Below are 15,412 nucleotides of genomic sequence, written 5' to 3'. Positions count from 1 at the left end.
CAGCGCGATGGTCTAGAGGACGGGCATGAACGACGATTTCGAAGCCCTGAGCCGCGCCGCCGCTCATGCCCGCGCCTATCGCGAGCGCATCGCCGAAGCCGAGCAGACGCCGATCGCCGACTATGCCGCGATGCTCGCCGCCTTTGCCGGGCCGCTGCCCGAGACGGGCGGCGACGCGAGCGCGATCATCGACGAGCTCGTCGAGCGCGCCACCCCCGGCATCCGCGCCTCGACCGGCCCGCGCTTCTTCGGCTGGGTGATCGGCAATTCGCACCCCGCGGGCGTCGCGGCGGACTGGCTTGCCTCGGCCTGGGGGCAGAACGCCGGCAACCTCATCGCCGCGCCCGCCGCCGCCGCGGTCGAACAAGTCGCGGCTGACTGGCTGCTCGAGCTGCTGCGCCTGCCGCGCGAGAGCTCGATCGGCTTTGTGACGGGCGCGACCGTGGCGAACTTCGTCTGCCTCGCCGCCGCACGGAGCGAGGTGCTGCGCCGCGCCGGCTGGGACGTCGAGAGCGACGGCATGTTCGGCGCGCCGCCGGTCGAGGTGGTGATCGGCGCCGATGCGCACGCCACCGTCTATTCGGCGCTCAAATATCTCGGGCTCGGCGCCAAGCGCGTCCGCCAGGTCGCGACCGACGATTGCGGGCGGATGCTCGCGGGCGAGTTCGAGCGCGTGCTCGGCGACTGCACCGGCCCGGTGATCGCGATCGCGCAGGCCGGCCAGATCAACACCGGCGCCTGCGACCCCTTTGCCGAGCTGGTCCCGATCGCGCGCGAGAAAGGCGCGTGGCTGCACGTCGACGGCGCCTTCGGGCTCTGGGCTCAGGCCGCGCCGGCGCGTGCGCACCTCACCGTGGGAATCGAAGGCTGCGACAGCTGGGCGACCGACGGGCACAAATGGCTCCAGACGCCCTATGACTGCGGCTTCGCGATCGTCCGCGACGCCGAGGCGCACCGCCGCGCGATGGCGATCTCGGCGAGCTATCTGCCGCCTGCCGAAGGCGCCGAGCGCGACCCTTCGGCCTATGTCCCAGAGCTCTCGCGCCGCGCGCGGGGCTTCGCGACCTGGGCGATGATCCGCCGGCTGGGCCGCGAAGGGGTCGCCGAACTCGTGGAACGCCACTGCCAGATCGCGCGCCACATGGCCGAGCGGCTCGCCGAGGCGCCGGGGATCGCGCTGGTCTGCCAGGTCGATCTCAACCAGTTCATGGTCCGCTTCGGCGCGAGCGACGATGCCACGCTCGACACGGTGCGCCAGGTCCAGGACGATGCGATCGCCTTCGTCGGCGCGGCGCAGTGGCGCGGGGCTTGGGTGATGCGCGTCTCGGTCACCTCGGCGGCGACGACCTTCGAGGCTGCGGACGAGGCCGTCGATGCCGTGCTCGACGCCTGGAAGCGCCTGCGTCCCGGCTAGCGATACCCCAGCCGCGCCATCACCTCGCCATGGTCGCGCTCGATCCGCGCGGCCTGGTCGGCGCTGAGCAGCTCGCGCCAGCCGCCGCTGCGGCCGGTGTGGAAGAAGCGCTCGGTCCGGTCCATCCGCTCGCGGAAGCCGTGGCGGCGCTCCTGCTCGGCGAGCTCCTCGAAGCGCGTCGCCTCGACCGCGCCGGCCACTGCTTGGGGCTCGGCCGCCCAGCCCATGTGCGCCGCCATCCGTGCGATCTCGCGCGCCGGATCCTCGAGCATGTCCTCGTAGCGGATCAGCAGCGGGTCGAAGCCCGATTCGTCGAGCCAGCTCGTCACGTGGCGGCTCCAGCTCTTCAGCCGCTGGCGCAGCTGGAGGCGGGCGGCACGGGCGTTGGACGAGAGCTCGGCACCGGGATCGGCAAGCATCGCGACCGCGCGGTCGATCCCCACGCCGGCGAAGCGGGACCAGGAGACGGCGATGTCGCGCGGGTCGCGCACCAGGTAGATCGCCGCGTGCGTCACGTCGGCGTCGAACAGCGGCCGGCCATCGGGCGCGCGCGTCCAGGCGTCGTGGACCTTGCACGGGCGCGGCTCGGGCCCGGCGAAGAGCTCGCGGTTGAGGTCGGGGCGGAGCGCCTCGATCTCGTCCTCGGTCAGATGGCCGCTCTCGACCTGGAGCAGCCGGTCGAGGTTGGGATTGGTCGCGAGCATCGGCGCGAAGCCGCCCAGTTCGCCGAGGCTCGCGGGCGCGCCGCCGTTCGACAGCGATAGGAGCGCGAGCCGCGCCCAAGTGTTCCCGGACTTGGGATAGGAGGCAAGCCAGATCGCGCCGCCCATGCCCGCCGCCGCTAGCCGTCGCGGCGGATCGTCTCGAGGATCATGTCGACATGCGTGTCGAGATCCTCGAAGCGATGCGGCCGCGTGAGCACGAAATGTTGCGGGATCGCGCCCGCCAGCCGCGCGCTGCGCACCAGCGCTTCGGCGTCGCCGGCGAGCGCGCGGAGCGAGCGCAGGCGGAAGATCTCGTCGCTCGCGCGCCGCACCGCCTGGCGGCCGCGCAGCCGGCGGAAGCTCGCTTCGCCCACGCTCCTCGGCTGGCGTTCGAGATGGACGATCGCGCGCGCCCTGAGCGGTGCTTCGGCGAAGCTGTTCTCGGGCGCGTGGCTGAACTTGCTCATGCCGACCCGGCACGGCTCGAGCGCGGCGACGTCCCAGCCTGCGGCCTGCGCCGAATCCTCCCACAGCCGCACGCGCCGGATGCCGGGAAGGATCAGGGCCTGCTCGCCGTTCACCTGCACCGGCGCGACATCGTCGCCGAGCAGGCGATGCCCGCGGCGCTGGAAGGCGGCGGCCAGCGTCGACTTGCCGACGCCCGAGGCGCCCGTGAAGGCGACCGCCTCGCCATCGACTTCGACGGTGGAGGCATGGAGCGGCACCAGCCCCCGCTGATGGCAGGCGATCCCGAACGGCGTGCCGAACAGGAAGAGCCGCACGTCGGGCGCATCCGGCGCCATGTGCGGATCGATGGTGATCCGCCCCGGCTCCACCAGATAGGTCCCGACCGAGGCGATGCCGAAGCGCGCGCGCCCGCTCGCTTCGATCTGCGCGACCGGCGTGCGCAGCCGTGGCGCGTCGAGCGCGTCGGGCACCGGGCCCAGCACGATCTCGAGGTCCGGCGCCCGGTCGTCGCCGGTCCACGACGCCAGTTCGGGGAGCGCGATCGCGCTGACCACGCGCCAGCCGGCGAGCGTGTAGCCGCGATGAGCCGCCGGATCAGTCATTGCGGCCCTCGTGCCAGCGCAGGAACGCGCCCATCGCGATCCCCCGCTGGAGCGCGCTGCCGTGGCGCGCCTGGCTCGCCGTCTCGCCGTCTCGCGGCCAGGTATCGAGCAGCACGCGCATCCGCGGCACGTCGAGCACGCGACTGGCGAGCGGCGAGCGTGCGATCCGATCGACTGCCTCGGCCATTTCCTCGCGGCGCCCGGACGGCAGCGCGAACCAGTCGCTCGCCTGCCGGCCGCGCCCCTGGCGGGCGAGCGTCTCGGCCGGCACCCGGTCGGCGAGCACGCGGCGCGCGAGCCGGCGGCCCTCGCCGCCCTGCCGGTGCTGCTCGTCGGGAATGCCCAGGCAGAATTCGGCGAGCCGGCGGTCGCGATAGGGATCGAGCAGGTCGAAGCGCCAGCGGCGGCGGACGAACCCCTGCATGTCGGCGGTGCCCTGCGACTGGAGCATACGCAGGCGATAGTCGATGCTGTCGCCCTCCGGCTCGAACGGAATGTCGTGACCGAGCGTGCGGGCATGATCGGCATAGTCGAGCGCGTCGAGGAAGTCGGGCGCGAGCATCGAATGGCGGAGCCAGGCCAGGCGCCCGTCGCGCAGCCGCGTGCGCCAGCGCCGGAGCGAGCGCGGCGCGATCCCCTGGAACAGCGCCGCGGCGGCTGCGCGCGGGAGCGACCGGCCGCCGCGCCGCGCCGCGCCGCCGATCTCGCGACAGGCGTCGCCGATCCGGCCATGGCGCAGCGCGCCGATCGCATCGGCACGCCCCTCGTAGGACAGCGTCATGTTGCCCGTCCCGCCGTTCAGCAGCCGCGTGGCGCCGTGCCGCCCGACCGCGAGGTAGAGCGATTCGAACCAGGGCCCGTTGAGCGCGGCCATCCGCGGCACCAGCCGCGCGCGCGCATCGCGGTCGGGGTCGAACCCCGAGGCAGCGGGGTCGTCGCGGTCGATCACGTGCCAGTCGATGTTCGGGTGGCGCTGGACGAGCAGCGCTGCGAGCCGCGCCTCGTCGCCTTCGATCCGGCAATGCTCGGCATCAGCGAGTCGCGTGAAGACGGGCAAGCGTTCGCCGTTGAGCAGCTGCGCCGCAGTGGCGGTGACGCCGGCCGAATCGAACCCGCCCGAGAGCGTCGTCGCGCAGCCGCCATCCCGCGGCAGCCGCGCCGCGACCGCGGCGTCGAGGAGCGCACGCGCCGCCTCGACATAGTCCTCGTCGCGTCGGAATCGCACCCGCGCGATGCGCTCGCGACCGTACCAGCGCCCGACCTTGCAGCGGCCGCGCTCGAAAGTCACGCTGCCGCCCGGCGGGACGCGGCGGATGTGGCGGTAGATCGTCCGCTCCGGATCGCGCAGCGCCCGGGCAAGCGTGTCGGCGATCACCGTCTCGTCCAGCTCGCGCGGCGTCTCGGGCATGGCGAGCATCGCCTGGAGCGTGGTGGCGAACAGGATCAGCGCGGGCGTCTCAACATAATAGAGCGGCCGGTCGCCAAACGCGTCGCGTGCGAGCGTGAGGCGGCGTGCCCTGCCGTCCCAATGCGCGAGCGCGAGCGCGCCGGGCAATCGGTCTGCGGCGGCCTCCGCCCCCCATGACGCGCAGGCGGCGGTGACGAGGGCACGATCCGCGATCGCCCGGTTCAGCCCCAGCGCGCGCGCGGCGTCGCCCGGCGCTTCGAGCCATACGTCGGCCAGGATAGCCGTGTCGTCGTCAGGCTGACTTGGAAGCGGCTCTCCCTCGACGCGCGCTTCGACGAAGAAACAAGACGGGTCCGGCTGCCAGCGGACCGGCCGCCCGGCACCATGAACCGCGCGAGTCAGGCGATCGATCGAGGCAGGATCGACGCGCAGATCGTCCAGACGAACCAGTCCGGCGAACTCGGTCATGACAATCGGTGCGCTGGAAGGCCAGGCTCAGCTCGGGCCGTAGGAAGTCGACGTGCCGTCATAAGCATCGGTACCCGGCGAAAAATCCGCGTGCGTCACTGCAGTGATATTGTCCGCCACAAGTTTCGGCGTGCGCCAGCGCGGCTTGCGGGGCGCGTCGGAAATGCCGTCGCCCTTCCCGGTGATGAGGTCGTCGCGCATGGTATTCCCCCCTTGCATTCACTCAACTCTGGGTAACATGGCCGCTACGCAGGCGCAACATTAGCCCATCCAAAACGGGATGGATCGCATCCCGCCCGCAATTTGGCGAAGAGTCCCGTTGCCGCTCGCCGAGGTCTCACTTACACTCATGTCAATTGAGCGCCGGTCGAGCGCTCGCGATGGGGAGGAAGCGATGCCGGAAGCCTATATCGTCGCGGCGGTGCGCACCGCCGGCGGGCGGCGGGGCGGCCGGCTGATGGGCTGGCATCCCAGTGACCTGGGCGGCGCGGTGCTTTCGGCGGTGGCCGAGCGGAGCGGCGTCGATCCGGCGCGAATCGACGATGTGATCATGGGCTGCGTCGGCCAGGCCGGCGAGCAGGCGCTGCACATCGGGCGCAATTGCGTGCTCGCCTCGACGCTTCCGCAGAGCGTGCCGGCGGTCTCGATCGACCGGCAGTGCGGCAGTTCGCAACAGGCGATCCAGTTCGCCGCGCAGGCGGTGATGAGCGGCACGCAGGACGTCGTCATCGCCGCAGGCGTCGAGCATATGAGCCGCGTGCCGATGGGCACCTCGGTGGCGGGCGGCAAGCCGTTCAGCCAGAAGGTGCTCGATCGCTTCGGCGTGCGCGGGTTCAGTCAGTTCACCGGCGCCGAGATGATCGCGCGGAAATATGGCTATGACCGCGAGCGGCTCGATGCCTTTGCGCTCGAGAGCCATCGCCGCGGCGCCGCCGCCACCGAACGCGGCGACTTCGCCGAGGAGATCGTCGCGCTGGAGGTCGAGACGCCTGACGGCGTCGAGCGGCATGTGGTGGACGAAGGCATCCGCTTCGATGCGACCGCCGAGGGGCTCGCGGGGTTGAAGACGCTTGCCGAGGGCGGGGTGATCACTGCGGGCAACGCCAGCCAGATCTGCGACGGCGCGTCGGCGGTGATGGTCGTCTCCGAGGCCGCGCTCAAGGAGCATGGCCTGACCCCGCTCGCGCGGATCGTGAACCTCACCGTCACCGCGGGCGATCCGGTGGTGATGCTCGAGGAGCCCCTGTTCGCCACCGATCGCGCGCTCCAGCGCTCGGGGATGAAGCTCGCCGACATCGACCTCTACGAAGTCAACGAAGCGTTCGCGCCGGTGCCGCTCGCCTGGCTCGAACACAGCGGCGGCGATCCGGCGAAGCTCAACGTCAACGGCGGCGCGATCGCGCTCGGCCATCCGCTGGGCGCCTCGGGCACCAAGCTGATGGCGACGCTGGTCCATGGCCTGCGCAAGCGCGGCCTGCGCTACGGGCTGCAGACGATGTGCGAAGGCGGCGGCATCGCCAACGTCACCATCGTCGAGGCGCTGTAGGTCATGCGTTCCCTTCTTCTCAATCCTCCCCTGGAAGGGGAGGGGGACCACGCGAAGCGTGGTGGAGGGGTAGCTCTCCACGGGCTGTGTAGCTCGTGGAGAGCTACCCCTCCGTCAGCCCTTCGGGCCGCCACCTCCCCTTCCAGGGGAGGATTTGAAATGGGAAGCTGATGCCTGCCCTCACCGACATCCGCATCGTCGAGTTCGCGGGGATCGGGCCGGGCCCGTTCGCCGGGATGATGCTCGCCGACCACGGCGCCGAGGTGATCCGCATCGAACGGCCGCGCGAGACCTTCCCGCCGCATTCGCTCAGCCGCAACCGGCGCTCGATCGCGCTCAACTTGAAGGCGAGCGACGGCGTCGACCTCGCGCGGCGGCTGTGCGCGACTGCCGACGGGCTGATCGAAGGCTTTCGTCCCGGCGTGATGGAGCGGCTGGGGCTGGGCCCTGGCGAACTGCTCGAGGATAACCCGAAGCTCGTCTACGGCCGGATGACCGGCTGGGGGCAGGACGGGCCGCTCGCCCAGGCGCCGGGTCACGACATCAATTACATCGCGGTCGCCGGCGTGCTCGACGGGATCGGGCGCCCGGGCGAGCCGCCGGTCGCGCCGGTCAATTATGTCGGCGATTTCGGCGGTGGCGGGATGCTGCTCGCCTTCGGGATGGTGAGCGCCCTGCTCGCGGTGCGGATGGGCGCGCCGGGGCAGGTGGTCGACGCGGCGATGACCGAAGGCGCGGGGCTGCTCGCGGCGATGAGCTGGGGGTTCCGCTCGGCGGGGCTGTGGCGCGACGGACCCGGCGCGAATCTGCTGAGCGGCGCGGCGCCCTTCTACCGCTGCTATGCCTGTGCTGATGGGCGCTCGGTCGCGGTGGGCGCGATCGAGCCGCATTTCTACCGCGCGCTCGCCGAGGGGCTGGGCGTCGATCCCGCCGGGCAGATGGACGTCGGCCGCTGGCCCGATCGCATCGCCCAATTCGCGGCGATCTTCGCCGGCCGGCCGCGCGACGACTGGGTCGCGCATTTCGATCCCGATGCCTGCGTCTCGCCGGTGCTCACCCCGGGCGAGGCGCTCGAGCATCCGCACAACCGGGCGAGGGCTGCCTTCGTCGGCGAGGCGCCGGCGCCGGCGCCGCGCTTCTCGGCGACGCCCGCGGACGAGCCGAGGGCGGCAGTGGCGGGCGAAGCGACCGGCGCGGTGCTCGCCGAGCTCGGAATCGGCGCCGACGAGGTGGAATCGCTGCGTGCGCGCGGCGTGATTGGATAGGAGAGAGGGACATGAAGTTCGAAGGCACCGCCGCGGTGGTCACCGGGGGCGCATCGGGGCTGGGCGCGGCGACCGCGCGGGCGCTTGCGGCGGCAGGGGCGAAGGTCGCGCTGTTCGACTTGAACGCCGACAAGGGCGAGGCGCTTGCGGCCGAGCTCGGCGGGGTGTTCTGCAAGGTCGACGTGCGCTCGGACGCGGAGGTGGATGCGGGCTTCGAGAAGGCGCGCGCCGCGCATGGGCAGGAGCGGATCCTGGTGAACTGCGCCGGCGTTGGCAATGCCTTCAAGACCGCGAGCCGCGACAAGGCGACGGGCGAGATCAAGGCTTTCCCGGCCGCGGCGTTCGACTGGGTGATCCAGGTGAACCTCGTCGGCACCTTCCGCTGCATCGCCAAGGCGGCGGCGGGGATGCTCACGCTCGAGCCGGACGAGGGGGGCGAGCGCGGCGCGATCGTCAACACTGCGAGCGCGGCGGCGGAGGACGGGCAGATCGGCCAGGCGGCCTATTCGGCGTCGAAGGCGGGGATCGTCGGCATGACCCTGCCGATCGCGCGCGACCTCTCGGGCGAGGGGATCCGGATCAACACCATCCTGCCGGGCCTGTTCGACACGCCGCTGCTCGGCGCGCTCCCCGATCACGTCCGCGGCGCGCTCGCTGCCACGGTTCCCTTCCCCAAACGCCTCGGAAACCCCGTCGATTACGCCAGTCTCGCGATGGAGATGCTGCGCAACCCCTATTTCAACGGCGAGGACGTGCGGTTGGATGGCGCCATCAGGATGGCCCCCCGATAATCCGACAATGAGCCGTCATCCCGGCGAAAGCCGGGACCCAGGGCCACGGGTGACACGGCTTGCTGCCCTGGGTCCCGGCTTTCGCCGGGATGACGATTGAGAGTGGAGAGGTTCATGCCTGGTCTCGACGTCCCGCCGCCCGAGTGCATGCTCGATCCCGAGGTCCAGCTGCTGAGCGAAGCTGCGGGCAAGTTCTTCGAGCGCGAGGCGCCGCCCGAGCGGATCGCGAAGTGGCGCGAGGCGGGGCAGGTCGAGCGCGCCTTCTGGCGCCAGGCGGGCGCGGCGGGGCTGCTGGGCGCATCGATCCCGGCGGAGTATGGCGGCGGCGGCGGCGACTTCCGCCACGACGTCGCGCTGGTCGAGCAGGTCGGGCGCCACGGCGTCGACGGCTTTGCGCTGTCGCTGCACAACGTCATCATCCTCCCCTATGTCCTCGCGCACGGCACCGAGGAGCAGAAGCGCCGCTGGCTGCCGCGGCTCTGCTCGGGCGAGCTCGTCTCGGCGATCGCGATGAGCGAGCCGAGCGCGGGATCGGACCTCCAGTCGGTGCGCACCACAGCGCTGCGCGACGGCAACGGCTATCGGATCAACGGCGCCAAGACCTTCATCTCGAACGGCCAGATCGCCGACTTCATCATCGTGGTCGCCAAGACCAACCCGGCCGAGGGCGCCAAGGGCGTCTCGCTGCTCGTCGTCGAAACCGCCGAGGCCGAGGGCTTCCGCCGCGGCAAGGCGCTCGACAAGATCGGGCTCGACGCGCAGGACACCAGCGAGCTGTTCTTCGACGACGTCTGGGTGCCGGCGGAGAACCTGCTCGGGCTCGAGGAAGGCCAGGGCTTCCGCCAGCTGATGGCCGAGCTGCCGCGCGAGCGCCTCGTCATCGCGGTTTCCAGCGTGGTGACGATGGAGAAGGCGATCGACGTCACCTCGGAGTACGTCAAGGAGCGCAAGGCATTCGGCCAGCGCGTGATCGACTTCCAGAACACCCAGTTCAAGCTCGCCGAGTGCAAGGCCAAGGCGACGGTGGCAAAGGTGTTCGTGGGCGACTGCATCGAGCGCCAGGTGGCGGGAAGCCTCGACCTCACCACTGCGGCGATCGCCAAATATTGGGTGACCGACACCGAGTGGCAGGTGCTCGACGAATGCCTGCAGCTCCATGGCGGCTATGGCTATATCAATGACTATCCGATCGCGCGGATGTGGCGCAACGCGCGGGTGCAGCGGATCTACGGCGGGTCGAACGAGATCATGAAGCTGCTGATCGCGCGATCTCTGTAGAATGATCGTTGATTGAATCCGCCGTCATCCCGGCGAAAGCCGGGACTCAGGGTTACAAAGGACGTCGCTCATGGCCCTGGGTCCCGGCTTTCGCCGGGATGACGGTGTAAGTAAAGGATCGCCTCAGGGCAGATTGTCGGTCCGCCGGATGAAGTCGGCGACGTCGGCGCGGAAGGCCTTGAGGACGGCGGGGTTCACATAGACCATGTGGCCCGACTCGTAGTAATGATATTCGACGTTCGCCGCGATCGCGGGCGGCACCGGCAAGTGGCGCATCTCGTAGCGGCCGGCGAAATAGGGCGTCGAGACGTCGAAATAGCCGCCGTTGACCATCACCTTGAGATTGGGATTCTGCTTCATCGCCACGGCGAGATCGGGCAGGACGTTGGGCAGCGCGATCAGCGGCTTGCCCGCGCCCGGCGGCTGGTGCTTATAGTCCCAGCTGCCGTAGATATCGATGCCGGGCTTGAAGCGCATGCCTTCGCCATAGCCGAGCGTGCCGCGCGCATAGGCGTTGAACGCCGCGACATAGGCGCTCTCGAGCGCCGAGCCCTGCGGATCGTAGCTCGCGACCTTGCTCAGCGCGTCGATCGTCCAGCCGGTGAAGCGCGTGTCGAGCGTACCGGTGGTGCGGTCGTCGCCCGCCATCAGCTCCTTCTGGAAGGCGCCATATTCGATGCGGAGGTTGGTCCTGAGCAGATAGGCTTCGGAGAGGCCGGTATAGCCCGCGAGCTTCGCGGCGATCGCCTGGCGGCGCTCGAGGGGCAGCGAATTGCCCTGCATCAGCGCGAGCGCATAATCGCCCGTGGCAAACGCCTCGACTTCGTCGAGGAAGGGCCGGAGCGCGGGCGGCTGGCTGGCGAGCCGATGGTGGTACCAGGCAGTGGCGGCATAGGTGGGCAGCGCCACGACATAGGGCGCGTCGATCGCGGGATTCACTTGCGGATCGTCGGGCACGAGGTCCCAGTTGAGGATGTCCGAGAGCAGGATCACGCCGTTCAGATCGATGCTCGCCTGCTGGAGCGCGAGCGCCAGCCCGGCGCCGCGCATCGTGCCGTAGCTCTCGCCCAGGACATATTTGGGCGAGTTCCAGCGCTGGTATCTGTCGAGGAAGGCGCCGATGAACTCGGCGAAGGCATGGATGTCCTGGTCGACGCCGTAGAAGGCCTCTTCCTTCTTGTCGCCGGCGACGCGGCTGAAGCCGGTGCCGGGCGCATCGATGAAGACGAGGTCCGAGACGTCGAGCAGGCTCTGGTCGTTGTTGACCAGGGCATAGGGCGCGGCGGGGGCGTGGGCGAGGTCGGGGGTCTCGACGCGGACGGGGCCGAAGGCGCCCATGTGGAGCCAGATCGACGAGGAGCCGGGGCCGCCGTTGAAGACGAAGGTGATCGGGCGGTTGGCGGCGGGGGCGCCGGTCCTGAAGTAGGCGGTGTAGAACATCGACGCTTCTGGCTTGGGCTTGGCGTCGTCCTTGTCGGCCTTGCCCTTCTCCGCTTCGATCGCGTCGGTGTCCTGCCAGTCCTTGGCATGGACGACGAGCGTGCCGGCGATCGCCTGGTAAGCGATGCGCGCGCCGCCGATGGTGACGCTGCCGTTCGACCGGGTCTCGCTCGGCTTGAAGAAGGCGTCGGTCGCGTCGTCCTTCTGCGCCTGGGCGGGCACGGCCGCGGCGAGCATCGCGAGGAGCGCGGCGAGGAAGGTCTTCATGGCGGGCTTTCGTTGCGGCGTGGCGAAGGCGCGACGCTGCCGTGGGGGCGGGCGGATGTAAAGCGGGTGGCTTGGTCGAACCTTCAATCCTCCCCTTCCAGGGGAGGATTGAAGGCTCCAGGGCTCTTCCTCTAGTTGAACCCCATCTGCTCGACGAAGGCCTGGCCGATCCGCCGCTTGCCCTCGCGGTCGGCGAAGGCGAGCGCGGCGCCTTCGAAGAAGGCACCGCTCGCGTCGCCGGGGATGATCTCGCAATTCTCGCTGAGCGCGCGGAGGTAGAGCGTCGGCGGCAGGCCGAGGCGCTGGACGCGCGGGGCGAAGTCGATCTGCCAGGCCGTCGCATAGCTGTGGCCCGAGGCGGGCGAGGTCCAGTGGGGAGAGGCGTCGGGGGTCCCGGGATCGAGGATGTTGAGATCGAAGTCCCAATCGTCGCCCGGGCCCAGCCGCGGCTTGAGCGCGAGCCCGCCGTTGCCCTGCGGCTGGTGGCCCTGGACGGGCAAGTAGAGGTTGCCGAAGCCCTGTTTCGGCGGCCGGCCGACCTTGGTGCCGGTGATCCATTGCGGCGTCGACGGGCGCCAGAACAGCGCGAGCGCGAGCGACAGCCCGTCGTCGAGCGTGATGCCCAGCCAGTCGCCGAGGTAGAGCTGCTTCGCCGCGGGCGCCTGGCCCTTGAGCGCGGCAAAGAGCGAGGGTGGGGTGTCGCTCGGCGCGCCGGCGATCAGCTGGCGGTCGAGCCACAGCGTGCCGCCGGCGATGGCGTGCGCGGTGCCGTCGATCGTCAGGCTGCCCCGGCCGATGCGCAGCACCGGCTGGGCGCATTCGTAGGATGCGAGACCGATGTCGTCGTCGGTGAACATCGCCGGGCCGACATAGCCCGAGAGCCCTTCCATCACCATGCCGCGGCGATCGGTGAGCTCGAGGTCGAGCGCGTAGCTGGCCGCGCGCGTGTCGGCGCTGGTCGCGTCGGTGACGAAGCCGCGGCCCTTGACCGCCAGCGCATAGCGCGAGCCCGGCGTGCCGAGCGGGGCGCCCTGCGAGGGGGCGGGGAGATAGTCGAACTTCCAGCCGTCGCTGCCGCCGAAGATCGGGAGGTTCCAGTGGAGGTCACGCTTCAAATCGCTCGACCGGCCGGTGATCTCGATCAGCGGGCGGAGGTGCGCGCTGAACGCCGTGTCGCTCACCGGCGGCACGCGCAGCGCCCCGCCGAAGCCGACGCCCTCGGCGCTCAGGTAGAAGTCGCGGCCCGTGGCGTCGCGCCAGCCGATGCCGGTGATGCCCAGCCCGAGCTGGAGGCTGCCGAGCGAGAAGCGGCTGATCTCGAGCTGGAGGCCGAAGCGCTTGCCGTCGGCGGCGTCGGCGATGCCGACATAATACCACCATTCCTTGGCGTACTGCTTCTGCACGCCGAACAGCCCGGGCAGCGAGACGCGCGGCACGTTCCAGCTCGGCCCCGGATTGCGCGGCGGGAAGGACGCGCCGCCGCCCGCGGGCGCCGGGCCGCTCGCGACGATGCCGCGCGTCGCGTCGGGCACGCCGGCGGCGGCGAGGAGCGACGGCGGCACGTCGGCCTTGCCCAACGGGATCTGGTGGTTGTCTTCGAAGACGAGGTTGGTCGGATAGGAGACGTGCCCCTGCGAATAGGGGCAGATGTCGAAGAAGCCGCCGGGGCCATAGGTGCCGAAGGCGTGGCCGGTGAAGAGGAGGGTGAGCAGTTCCTCGACTGCGTCGGTGAGCGCCTCTTTGACCGGGATCAGCCCGGCCGCCCAGTAATTGCCTTCATAGCGGATGTCGCCATAGGTGACGCAGCCGCCGACGTCGCCGCCATAGGGGACGCCGTTCACGACGCTGGGGGCGGCGTCGTACGGCAATGGATCGCCGGGGCGCGGCTTGGGGCCGAGGTCGATCGCGCCGATCGGATTGTCGAAGGAGGCGTTCCCGGTCACGATGAGGTAGCGGCTGCCGCCGTCATTGTAGAGGATGTTGCCGCCCGCCGCGGGGCGCTTGCGGCAGAGCACATTGCCTTCGATCCGCAGCGCGTCGTCGAAGCCGTTGCCCTGCCAGCCGCAGCAATAGATCGCGCCGCCGTCCCACAATTGCTCGAGGAAGCGCTCGATATGGTTGTGGAGGATGCGGTTGCCGCAATTGACCGTGCGCGACGGCGGCACGCCCCATTGGCCCGATGTCGCGCCGGGGACGCCCGGGAAGCTCCCCGGATCGAGCAGCCCCCAGCCCCAGCCGAGCGCGATGCCCGACCAGGGCGTCTCGGCGATGCTGTTGCTGGCGACGAGGCTGTTGGTGGTGAAGCCGAGGTAGATCGCCGCGGAGTCGCTATAGTCGCGGCCCGTGCGGCGGATGCGGTTGGCGGTGACCTGGTTGTCGCGCGTGTGGTTGGCGGTGCTGGGCTCGAAATAGTCGATCCGGTCGATCCCGCCGATCTGGATCGCGGCCGAGGCAATGTCGTCGAAGTTGCAGCCGTGGATGCGGTTGCCCTGGCTGCCGGTGCCGAAATCGACCGCGACGGCGCCCAGGTGCGCGAAGTCGCAGCGCTCGAAGCGGATATTGCGAGCGTGGCGGAAGCTGAGGTTGCCGGGCGTGCGGATAACATGCTCGAAATGGCCGGTGACGTTCGAGCGATGACCGCTGCCCACCAGGTGGAAGCCGCTCTGGTCGACGACATAGCCGTCGTCGCCGCTCGGCCCGAGCCAGGTCGCGTGGCGGAAGGCGAGGCCTTCGAAGGCGAGGTTGCACACCGGCGCTTCCTCGCTGCCGTGCGCCTCGACCAGCGTCTCGACCACGGGGAGGATGGCTTCAACTGTCGCCAGGTCCTCGCCCGCGCGGGGCATGTAGAAGATCGTGTCCGCGGCGGCGTCGAGCACCCATTCCCCGGGCGTGTCGAGGAAGGCGACGTGGTTCTCGAACCAGGAGACCTGCCAGAACGACCAGATGCCGGGGGCGAGGCTGCCGTCGGGCTGTTTGGTGAAGACGAGGTTGGCGTTGGTCCAGGCGGGCTGGGCCATCTCGATCCGGCCGGGCGCGGGGCCGAGCGGCGGGTGGACCTTGCGCAGCGGCACGCGGATCATCTTCCACTGCGTCTGGATCACGGCCTCGACCTGGTCGGCATTCTTCCAGAGCATCGGGTCGCGCCACGGCGCCGGGTTGAGGTCGGTGGGGACGTAGTCGATCCCGCCGCCGATCGTATAGGCTTCGCCGCCCTTGGCGGGCTGGGGAACGACGGGGGTGGGGCGGAAGCCCGCGGGGAGGCCGCCGTCGGGCATCGTCGTGCGCGCGCGCTGGGCGCGCCGGCCGCCCACGATCAGCTGGCGGCTGTTGAGGCCGCGCGCGCTCGCCTGCCAGATGTTGCGATCGGGATCGTGGAGCGTCCAGCCGGTGATGCGCACGCCGCCCGAGATCACGGGTACGGCATCCCCCGCGCTGGCGAAGCGGACGCGCGGGCCGTCGGGGCCGAACAGCGCGGGGTCGAAGCGGAGCGGCTCGGCGAGGGGATACTCGCCTTCCATCAGCAGGACCTGGATCTCGCTCCCCGGCGGCGCGCTTTCGGCGAATCGGCGGACCTCGGCCTGCGCGCGGTCGAGGCTGCGGAACGGCGCGTAGCGCGTGCCCGCGTCATGGTCGTCGCCGTCGGGCGAGACCCAGCGGGTGACCGGATAGGACGTGCGATCGAACGAGCCGGCCGCCATGGCTAACCTCCCCCCAGCAAGAGCGCTTGCGGCCCCCTTCCGCCCCGGCGGGCCGTCGGCCTT

Annotated in this window: 11 protein-coding genes; 5 read left to right on the top strand and 6 right to left on the bottom strand. The window is 70.5% G+C overall.

All coding sequences use genetic code 11. The features are described from left to right. Positions 1-25 precede the first annotated feature (25 nt). Positions 26-1,414 (top strand): aminotransferase class V-fold PLP-dependent enzyme, encoded by a 1,389-nt coding sequence (locus J7495_RS05530; RefSeq protein WP_294055191.1) that lies wholly within the window; start codon positions 26-28, stop codon positions 1,412-1,414. Here the strand turns inward: J7495_RS05530 and J7495_RS05525 are convergent. The 4 genes from J7495_RS05525 to J7495_RS05510 are packed head-to-tail and all read right to left on the bottom strand — an operon-like array spanning position 1,411 to position 5,265. Next, on the bottom strand, positions 1,411-2,244 hold the full coding sequence (locus tag J7495_RS05525) for a sulfotransferase domain-containing protein (RefSeq protein WP_294055189.1): 834 nt from the start codon (positions 2,242-2,244) through the stop codon (positions 1,411-1,413). The genes J7495_RS05530 and J7495_RS05525 overlap by 4 nt on opposite strands. An 11-nt stretch (positions 2,245-2,255) precedes the next feature. Next, entirely contained in the window at positions 2,256-3,188 is a 933-nt protein-coding gene (locus J7495_RS05520) for a hypothetical protein (protein ID WP_294055187.1), read from the bottom strand. After that, entirely contained in the window at positions 3,181-5,064 is a 1,884-nt protein-coding gene (locus tag J7495_RS05515) for an asparagine synthetase B family protein (protein WP_294055186.1), read from the bottom strand. The genes J7495_RS05520 and J7495_RS05515 overlap by 8 nt, the downstream gene beginning before the upstream one ends. Positions 5,065-5,091: 27 nt before the next feature. After that, complete coding sequence (locus J7495_RS05510) at positions 5,092-5,265, bottom strand: hypothetical protein (RefSeq protein WP_294055184.1); 174 nt, start codon at positions 5,263-5,265, stop codon at positions 5,092-5,094. Between the two features lie 193 nt (positions 5,266-5,458). Between J7495_RS05510 and J7495_RS05505 the strand changes: the two genes are divergently transcribed. From J7495_RS05505 to J7495_RS05490, 4 genes are all read left to right on the top strand, one after another. Continuing rightward, the gene (locus J7495_RS05505; RefSeq protein WP_294055182.1) at positions 5,459-6,610 is read left to right on the top strand and encodes an acetyl-CoA C-acetyltransferase; all 1,152 of its coding nucleotides are present in this window, start codon (positions 5,459-5,461) and stop codon (positions 6,608-6,610) included. 170 nt (positions 6,611-6,780) lie between these two features. Then, complete coding sequence (locus tag J7495_RS05500) at positions 6,781-7,875, top strand: CaiB/BaiF CoA-transferase family protein (protein WP_294055181.1); 1,095 nt, start codon at positions 6,781-6,783, stop codon at positions 7,873-7,875. A gap of 11 nt (positions 7,876-7,886) precedes the next feature. Further along, positions 7,887-8,666: an SDR family NAD(P)-dependent oxidoreductase gene (locus J7495_RS05495; protein ID WP_294055179.1), complete on the top strand. Its 780-nt coding sequence runs from the start codon at positions 7,887-7,889 to the stop codon at positions 8,664-8,666. Between the two features lie 114 nt (positions 8,667-8,780). Then, a complete protein-coding gene (locus J7495_RS05490; protein WP_294055177.1) occupies positions 8,781-9,944 on the top strand; it encodes an acyl-CoA dehydrogenase family protein in 1,164 nt (387 codons plus the stop codon). 123 nt (positions 9,945-10,067) lie between these two features. On the opposite strand, the gene J7495_RS05485 is transcribed toward J7495_RS05490, so the two are convergent. Then, on the bottom strand, positions 10,068-11,651 hold the full coding sequence (locus J7495_RS05485) for a peptidase S10 (RefSeq protein ID WP_294055175.1): 1,584 nt from the start codon (positions 11,649-11,651) through the stop codon (positions 10,068-10,070). Positions 11,652-11,782: 131 nt separating this feature from the next. After that, entirely contained in the window at positions 11,783-15,349 is a 3,567-nt protein-coding gene (locus J7495_RS05480; protein WP_294055173.1) for a hypothetical protein, read from the bottom strand. Positions 15,350-15,412 lie beyond the last annotated feature (63 nt).

The sequence above is a fragment of the Sphingomonas sp. genome, assembly GCF_017745215.1.
In the GTDB taxonomy this organism is placed as follows: Bacteria; Pseudomonadota; Alphaproteobacteria; order Sphingomonadales; family Sphingomonadaceae; genus Sphingomonas.
The sequence above is the reverse complement of the archived record's forward strand: the minus strand, read 5'-3'. Positions and strand labels throughout refer to the sequence as shown.